We start from the raw sequence: 2,218 nt of genomic DNA on the forward strand, positions 1-2,218 counted from the left end.
TCTTTGTCTGACCCTTTATTTACTTTTAAACACCTCTCTTTCGAAGCGGTTGCAAAGGTACGACGTTTTTCCCTTTCTCCAAATTTCTTACCTTTTTTCTACAACCTTTTTTCATTCTTTTTTTTGCTATTTTTTACAAAACATTCTATTACAACTTTATAGCTTTTTATTTTTTTTTAGAAAAAACTTAATAAAAAGTGATAAACATCTTTTTTTTTAGTTTTACTTATTTCCCTAGCCAACTGCTTTAGTAGAAAAAGATGTTGATTTTATAAAAATAAAAAGTATCTACAATATAAAATCTACTAAATTTAATGTTTTTTAAAAGGAAACTCCAAATCCATTGTCCAATCTAAAGCCTTCATTTTTTCTAAAAATAATTTTATTTGTTGTAACATTTCCTCAAAGGAAGGTGATTGTCCATAAATCATTTCTTCTTGCATAGACCTATAATCTTTTTTCCATGCCTCCTCTAAGTGTATTGGAGGTATTGGATTAATCAATTGAGGTTGATGAAGATTATAATTAACACCACCAACTCTTGAAAATTTATATCTATGCCTTACAATTACTTCATATAATTCCTTATTTTTTATTGCTTCCTCTGCGTACTCTGTAGAAGATAGTTGATATACATCGTATAAATGTCTACTCAATCGATCTGTTCTAATTTTTTCTACTGGTCTCTGAAACTCTTCATGTAATAAAAACAACTTTTCTAAAAAAGTCCTAGAAGGGTTTACTGTTGGAACCATTACGGGAGCTTGATTAAATTCAACATCTGGATAGTACTCATCAACTAAAGATGAGATTGATTCCATATTAAAGGGCTCCCTTAATGATCGGCAACCAATTTCTACTTGAACTCTAGGCTTGATATAAATCGAGGTCTGCGTAATACTTGGGTAATATATTTCAATAATGCGTGGATCTTGATCACTATCTTTTGTTTCAACGAGCTTAAATTCAATATTTCTAAATCCCTTTTCCCGAAATTTAATTTCTAATGCTGGATAAAAAACTTCTGTAATATAAACACTCGCCTTTTTTCTTAGCTTAGTTATTTGGCTCTTTGATAATTCGCCTTCAAAATCAAAAAACTTTCGATCTATTGCAAAATCTATATCTTCAGAAAAACGAGCAATTAAATTCCAAGCTTTACTCAAGGATGTTCCTCCTTTGAAAACAATAGACTTGCCTATATCCATACTAAAGATAATTGATAAAGTTTGAACAACCCACCAATCTTTTTCCACTGCATAAGAAGTCATCCCTGTTTCTTCAGCAATTTTTTCATAAATAGCTCTACGCTCCTCTTCTTCTAAACTATCAAATTGAATACGATTTATTTTCATTATTTTTTTAATCCATTCTGGTGCTAATTCAATGTCATGCTCTAAATCTTTTGGATCTTCTTTTTGTAATAATATTTTTATTTTTTCAATTTCATTTTTTGTTAGTGCTTCCTTCCCTATTGCACGAAGAGCTTGAATTACTTGACTACTAATTTCTCCTTTGGCCAATAAGTTTTTGGGTGACGTCTTTTTAAATTTAATTGTTCGATTTCCTACCTTGATTTCTCGTGAAGAACCATCTGTAAGAAAGACCAATTTGGTTGGTATTTGGGAACTTAATCCTAGCATATGCAAGGCATAAGTTCCTGTTGGAACAATCCTAATTTTATCCCTTTTTCCAATTGCCTCTACCACTTCTTCCGCAGAGGGTAGTACCTCTCCTACATACTTACTAGTTTTAGGTCGAACATAGATACCTTGAGCCACTCTCTTAATAAAACCACTTTTATTAAGTCGATGTAGAGCAATTCTTACTGCTTCCGAAGATCCAAGTTTATTAAAATCATTAGGAAACAATAATGTTCCTCTCTCAAGTAAAGAAATTTTACTTTTTATTATTTTTTCTACGCTTTCCATTCATGATCATTTGTAACAAATATAGCAAAAATTTGTTACAAATGTATCTTTTATTTCTCAACTGAATTATATCTTGTAACAAAAAAAGCATTAATTTGTTACAAAAAAATAAAATAGCTCATATGTATACAAAAAAAAGCGGCGATAAAATCCTATAGATCTTATCGCCGCTTTTAGCATATCGTTCCTAACTTTTCAACAGATTTTTTAAGAAAAAAAAAGAAGGCGGTGACCTACTCTCCCACCATAAGGCAGTACCATCGGCGCTGAAGGACTTTACTTCTTTG

The 2,218-nt window shown here is 30.9% G+C and carries 1 protein-coding gene; it reads right to left on the reverse strand.

The genetic code is table 11. The annotated features are described in order from the left end of the window. Window positions 1-311: 311 nt before the first annotated feature. Window positions 312-1,931: a DUF6088 family protein gene (locus CG11_RS30765; RefSeq protein ID WP_197044015.1), complete on the reverse strand. Its 1,620-nt coding sequence runs from the start codon at window positions 1,929-1,931 to the stop codon at window positions 312-314. Between the last annotated feature and the right edge of the window lie 287 nt (window positions 1,932-2,218).

The sequence above is a fragment of the Aureispira sp. CCB-QB1 genome, from assembly GCF_000724545.1.
Lineage (GTDB): Bacteria > Bacteroidota > Bacteroidia > Chitinophagales > Saprospiraceae > Aureispira.

Bases quoted from the DNA above. Each gene is read 5' to 3' on its own strand.
- CG11_RS30765 (WP_197044015.1), bottom strand. From the start codon at position 1,931: ATGGAAAGCGTAGAAAAAATAATAAAAAGTAAAATTTCTTTACTTGAG.